Below are 4,950 nucleotides of genomic sequence, written 5' to 3'. Positions count from 1 at the left end.
TTTATCGGGTTGGGTCTAGTGGTAGTGGTTGTGGCCACTTGGCTGGTGATGAATGCATTGAAGAGTAATCTTTCGCTCTTTCACACGCCCACCGAGGTGGCAAACGGCGACGTGCCGAAAGGCCGACCCTTCCGGATCGGAGGGATGGTCGAAGACGGCAGCCTCAAGCGTGAGGGCGATGGTCTCACTGTCCACTTTGTGGTGACGGATACGGCGAAACGCGTGCCCGTGACCTACAAGGGAATATTGCCGGACCTGTTCAAAGAAGGGAAAGGTGCCGTCGCACAGGGTCAGTTGGCGCCCGACGGCACCTTCGTCGCCAGTGAGGTGCTGGCGAAGCATGATGAAAACTATATGCCGCCTGAAGCAGCTGCGGCGATGGCCAAGGCGAAGGCTTCCGGGGCCCAGCAAAGCAAATCGCTCGTGGTTCCTGAAGGTAGGAAAGATTCACTATGATTCCAGAGATCGGTCATTTTGCGTTGATTCTTGCACTGTGCGTTGCCGTGGTGCAGGGCATTCTTCCTATCTACGGTGCGGCGGTGGGGAACTCGGCGTTGATGGCCGTGGCCAAGCCGGCGGCGCGCGGACAGTTTCTCTTGGTGCTCACCGCGTTCGGCTGTCTCGCGTACGCGTTTGCTGAGAAGGATTTCTCCGTTCTGTATGTCGCGGCCACAAGCAATTCGCAACTTCCGCTTCATTATCGCCTGGCGGCTATCTGGGGCGCGCATGAAGGATCGCTGCTTCTATGGACTCTGATCCTGACCCTCTGGATGTTTGCGGTCACGCTGTTCTCCGCTCATCTTCCCGAGTCCACACGATCTCGTATTCTCGGTGTGATGGGCCTCGTCAGTATCGGATTTCTTTTGTTCATGCTGACAGTGTCCAACCCATTCGAGCGGCTGATTCCGGCTGCTGCTGAGGGGCGTGACCTCAATCCGCTCTTGCAGGATCCGGGCATGGTGATCCATCCGCCGATGCTGTACATGGGGTATGTCGGGTTCTCAGTGGCCTTTGCCTTTGCCATTGCCGCGCTATTGGGGGGGAATCTCGATGCAGCCTGGGCCCGCTGGTCTCGCCCCTGGACGACTGTGGCGTGGTGCTTTTTGACTGTTGGTATTGCGATGGGCAGTGGCTGGGCCTATTACGAGTTAGGTTGGGGCGGCTGGTGGTTCTGGGACCCGGTTGAGAACGCCTCCTTCATGCCGTGGCTGGCAGGGACGGCGTTGGTTCATTCGTTGGCCGTCACTGACAAGCGAGGTGGGTTCAAAGTCTGGACGGTTCTCCTGGCCATCATGGCCTTTTCGTTGAGTCTTCTTGGGACATTCCTCGTGCGGTCAGGTGTGCTGACTTCCGTGCATGCCTTTGCGACCGACCCAAAGCGCGGGATGTTCATTCTGGCTTTTTTAGCGATCGTGATCGGTGGGTCGCTGGCCCTGTATGCATGGCGAGCACCGCGCGTCGGGTTGGGCGGCAGTTTTGAGTCGGTGTCGCGTGAGGGAATGTTGCTCGCGAACAACGTGTTGCTGGTGGCGGCGATGGGCTCAGTACTGTTAGGAACGCTGTACCCCTTATTTTTGGACGCGCTGGACCTCGGAAAAATCTCCGTTGGGCCTCCGTATTTTGACTCGGTGTTTGTCCCGTTGATGGCTCCAGCAATTTTCTTGATGGGAATCGGTCCCCTTGCTCAGTGGAAAAAGGCGAGTGTGCCAGACCTGACCAAGCGCTTGCGGTGGGCGTTCGGGGTGAGTGTGGTCACGGCGATCACATTACCGATTGCCATGGGCAATTGGACGCCCTTGCTCAGCCTTGGCCTCTTACTGGCGATCTGGATCATCACCACGGCCGTGGTGTCGTTACGAGAACGGTTGACGCATGTCGCCGGCAATAGCCTTACAGAGCGGTTGGCCTCTGTGCCTAGATCCTATTGGGGGATGCTTGTCGCGCATTGCGGCATCGCGGTGTTTATCGTCGGTGTGACCATGGTGAAGGGCTTTGAAACGGAAAAAGATGTGAAGATGAATGTGGGAGAAACAGCGACGATCGGTGACTACACGTTCCGATTCGATGGTGCACAGGATGTGGTTGGCCCGAATTACACGGCGGCCCGTGGGAACTTCTCGGTAAGTCGTGATGGTCGAGAGACGACGGTTCTCAATCCCGAGAAGCGGCGGTATACGGCTCAGAACCAAATCATGACCGAAGCGGCGATCGATGCCGGATTGTTGCGGGATCTGTATGTATCGTTGGGAGAGCCGCTCGATGATGGAGCCTGGAGCGTGCGGCTCTATCATAAGCCGTTTGTCGATTGGATTTGGGGCGGATGTTTTATCATGGCGCTGGGTGGTGTGCTCGCCATCAGCGATCGCCGGTATCGCATTGCCTGGCGTCGGCAAGAGCCGGCTGTGCCTGCGGCTACTCGCGCAGCAAGGCGAAAAGTGGCATGAATCGCTTTCTCCTGCCGCTGTCGATTTTTATTGTTGTCGTGGTGTTTCTCGGGATCGGCCTGAAGCTCAATCCTCGGGAAATTCCATCTCCTCTCGTCGGGAAGGCCGCACCGGATTTCTCTCAGCCGCAGTTGTTCGAGCCATCAAAAGTATTTTCGCCGGCGGATATGAAGGGGAAAGTGTGGTTGCTCAATTTTTGGGCTTCGTGGTGCAGTGGGTGTAAGACGGAACATCCGGTCCTGATGGATCTGGCGAAGTCCGGGGAGGTGCCGATCTACGGCATGGATTATAAGGATCAACGCGACGAAGCGATGACCTGGTTGAGCCGGTGGGGTAATCCCTATCCGATTGTGGGCGTGGATGACGCAGGCCGGGTCGGGATCAACTATGGAGTGTACGGAGTGCCCGAGACCTACGTGATCGATAAGCAAGGGGTCATCCAGTACAAGCAAATTGGTCCGTTGGATCCTGAGACCGTTGAGAAAAAGATCATTCCCCTCGTCAAGCAGCTTGAAGCACAATGAACATACAATGGATCGCACTCATCGTCGCTCTGTTCCTGTCCGGGCCCGTCTGGGCTGGTGAAGCCAGGCCGTTGGCTGATGACCCGGCGAGCGAAGCACGGCTCAAACATCTTGCCGTTGAACTGCGCTGTTTGGTGTGCCAGAACCAGACCTTGGCCGATTCCAACGCTCCGCTCGCCGAAGACCTGCGTCGGGAGGTCAGGGAAATGATTGCGAAGAACATGAGTGATCAGGAGATCATCGAGTTTCTGACGGCGCGGTATGGCGACTTTGTTTTGTACCGACCGCCACTCAAGGCCACGACGACCCTTCTGTGGGTCGGGCCGTTTGTGCTGGTGATTGTCGGCGCGACTGCGCTGATTATCACGTTGCGACGTCGGGCCGGTAAGGTGGTCGATGTGCCGGTCACGGAAGACGAGCATCGACGAGTCGAACAGTTGTTGGCCGAAGGAGGGAAGCGTCCATGACGGTAACATTCTGGTCTATCGTGTCCGCCATGACTCTTGCTATTCTAGGGCTTGTCCTACGCCCGCTGTTGATGCGCCAGTCAACCGTGACCAATGAACAAGAGAAGAAATTGCCGGTGTATCGGCAGCAGTTTTCGGAGTTGGAGCAAGATCTTGCCGGTGGGTTGCTGACCGATGAGCAGTACCAGGCCGCACGAAGTGAACTGGAGCGCCGCGTACTCGAAGAGACCGGTTCTACTGATACTTCAACGACGACTACGGGAGGACTTGTGAATCTTCGATTTGTCGCGCTGTCGTTAGCAATGATTATTCCCGCGTCCAGCGGTGTGCTCTATTGGACCTTGGGGAATCCTGCGGCCATGACCCATCCGGCAGTGTCCGCCGCCTCTCAAGGCGGACCCGGCGGCGATAGGCAGATGGCGGAGGGGTTGAACCAGCTGATCGAACAATTGCGAAAGAAGTTGGAGCAGAATCCCAACGATGCGATCGGCTGGGGGTTGCTCGCGCGATCCTACATGGCAATGGAGCGGTACGCGGATGCAGTGCCCATCTTTGAACGGGCGACGAAGCTTGATTCTGACAATGCGAGTCTTCTCGCCGACTATGCGGATGCCCTCGCGGTGCATCAGGGGCGTAAGCTTGAGGGGCGGCCGGAAACCTTGATCCAAAAGGCGTTGAAGCTTGATCCGCACAACGTCAAGGCCCTCATGTTATCAGGGACGATTGCATATAACCGGAAAGATTTTGCCCGCGCGGTCAAGGAGTGGGAAGATGCCCACGCCTATCTCCCAGCTGACGAACAAGAATCGTCTGATCAGCTCAAGGCCAGCATCGCCGAAGCGAAACGGCGAATGGGTGGTGGGCCGAGTATGAATATGCTGGTGGCGAATCCGCCGATGGAGCAGGCGAAGCCAGCCAAGGCGGCCGCGGCATCCGGCCAGTCTCGCGCGATTACAGGCAAGGTGGTATTAGGGCCGAATCTAGCGAACAAGGGTTCTTTGCCCGACACGCTGTTCGTCTTTGCCAAGGACGTGGCGGGTCCACCGATGCCGGTGTCTATTGTGAGGGCCTCAAGAAAGGATCTCCCGTTTACCTTCCGGCTTGATGACTCTACGAGCCCGATGCCGTCGAGAAAATTGTCGGATATCGACACCGTTGTTATCGTCGCGCGCCTTTCGAAATCCGGAAGGGCAATGGCGGAAAGTGGAGACTTGGAAGGAATGAGCCAGCCGATCAAGCCGGGAGCTGAAAACATTACGGTCGTCATCGATCGGGAGCGTCCGTGACCGAAGTGGAATCCTTATGGTTTTGATGAAGAAATCTGCGACGTTCTCCGATCGCGACGCATGAAAATTTCTTGACACCCGGATGGGGCTGAGCTATATTTCGCCGCCATTCTATTTCTAATTTTGCGCAATAGAAGTAAGTAGATACAAGCGTGCAATGAGTAAGTGTTTGTTGAAGGACAGAGCGCACTGGCCATCAAACGGAAGGAGTCGAGCTGTGACGGTAAAA

The 4,950-nt window shown here is 56.6% G+C and carries 5 protein-coding genes; all 5 read left to right on the top strand.

Annotation, left to right across the window (positions count from 1 at the left end):
• The first annotated feature begins 3 nt into the window (after nt 1–3).
• The 5 genes from ccmE to ccmI are packed head-to-tail and all read left to right on the top strand — an operon-like array spanning nt 4 to nt 4,721.
• The gene (gene ccmE / locus ACMTNU_RS20075; RefSeq protein WP_413937071.1) at nt 4–456 is read left to right on the top strand and encodes a cytochrome c maturation protein CcmE; all 453 of its coding nucleotides are present in this window, start codon (nt 4–6) and stop codon (nt 454–456) included.
• The gene (locus ACMTNU_RS20070; RefSeq protein ID WP_413937070.1) at nt 453–2,444 is read left to right on the top strand and encodes a heme lyase CcmF/NrfE family subunit; all 1,992 of its coding nucleotides are present in this window, start codon (nt 453–455) and stop codon (nt 2,442–2,444) included. The genes ccmE and ACMTNU_RS20070 overlap by 4 nt, the downstream gene beginning before the upstream one ends.
• A complete protein-coding gene (locus tag ACMTNU_RS20065; RefSeq protein WP_413937069.1) occupies nt 2,441–2,968 on the top strand; it encodes a DsbE family thiol:disulfide interchange protein in 528 nt (175 codons plus the stop codon). Before ACMTNU_RS20070 ends, ACMTNU_RS20065 begins: the two co-directional genes overlap by 4 nt.
• Nucleotides 2,965–3,435, top strand: a complete 471-nt coding sequence (locus tag ACMTNU_RS20060; RefSeq protein ID WP_413937068.1) for a cytochrome c-type biogenesis protein CcmH — start codon at nt 2,965–2,967, stop codon at nt 3,433–3,435. The genes ACMTNU_RS20065 and ACMTNU_RS20060 overlap by 4 nt, the downstream gene beginning before the upstream one ends.
• Nucleotides 3,432–4,721, top strand: coding sequence for a c-type cytochrome biogenesis protein CcmI (gene ccmI / locus ACMTNU_RS20055; RefSeq protein ID WP_413937067.1), 1,290 nt, complete (start codon nt 3,432–3,434; stop codon nt 4,719–4,721). The genes ACMTNU_RS20060 and ccmI overlap by 4 nt, the downstream gene beginning before the upstream one ends.
• Nucleotides 4,722–4,950: the final 229 nt, after the last annotated feature.

Source organism: Nitrospira sp. BLG_1 (assembly GCF_047338595.1).
In the GTDB taxonomy this organism is placed as follows: Bacteria; Nitrospirota; Nitrospiria; order Nitrospirales; family Nitrospiraceae; genus Nitrospira_D.
The sequence above is the reverse complement of the archived record's forward strand: the minus strand, read 5'-3'. Positions and strand labels throughout refer to the sequence as shown.

Excerpts from the sequence above, each read along its gene's own strand:
- ACMTNU_RS20070 (WP_413937070.1), top strand. The coding sequence starts at position 453 with ATGATTCCAGAGATCGGTCATTTTGCGTTGATTCTTGCACTGTGCGTT.
- ACMTNU_RS20065 (WP_413937069.1), top strand. The coding sequence starts at position 2,441 with ATGAATCGCTTTCTCCTGCCGCTGTCGATTTTTATTGTTGTCGTGGTG.
- ACMTNU_RS20060 (WP_413937068.1), top strand. The coding sequence starts at position 2,965 with ATGAACATACAATGGATCGCACTCATCGTCGCTCTGTTCCTGTCCGGG.
- ccmI (WP_413937067.1), top strand. The coding sequence starts at position 3,432 with ATGACGGTAACATTCTGGTCTATCGTGTCCGCCATGACTCTTGCTATT.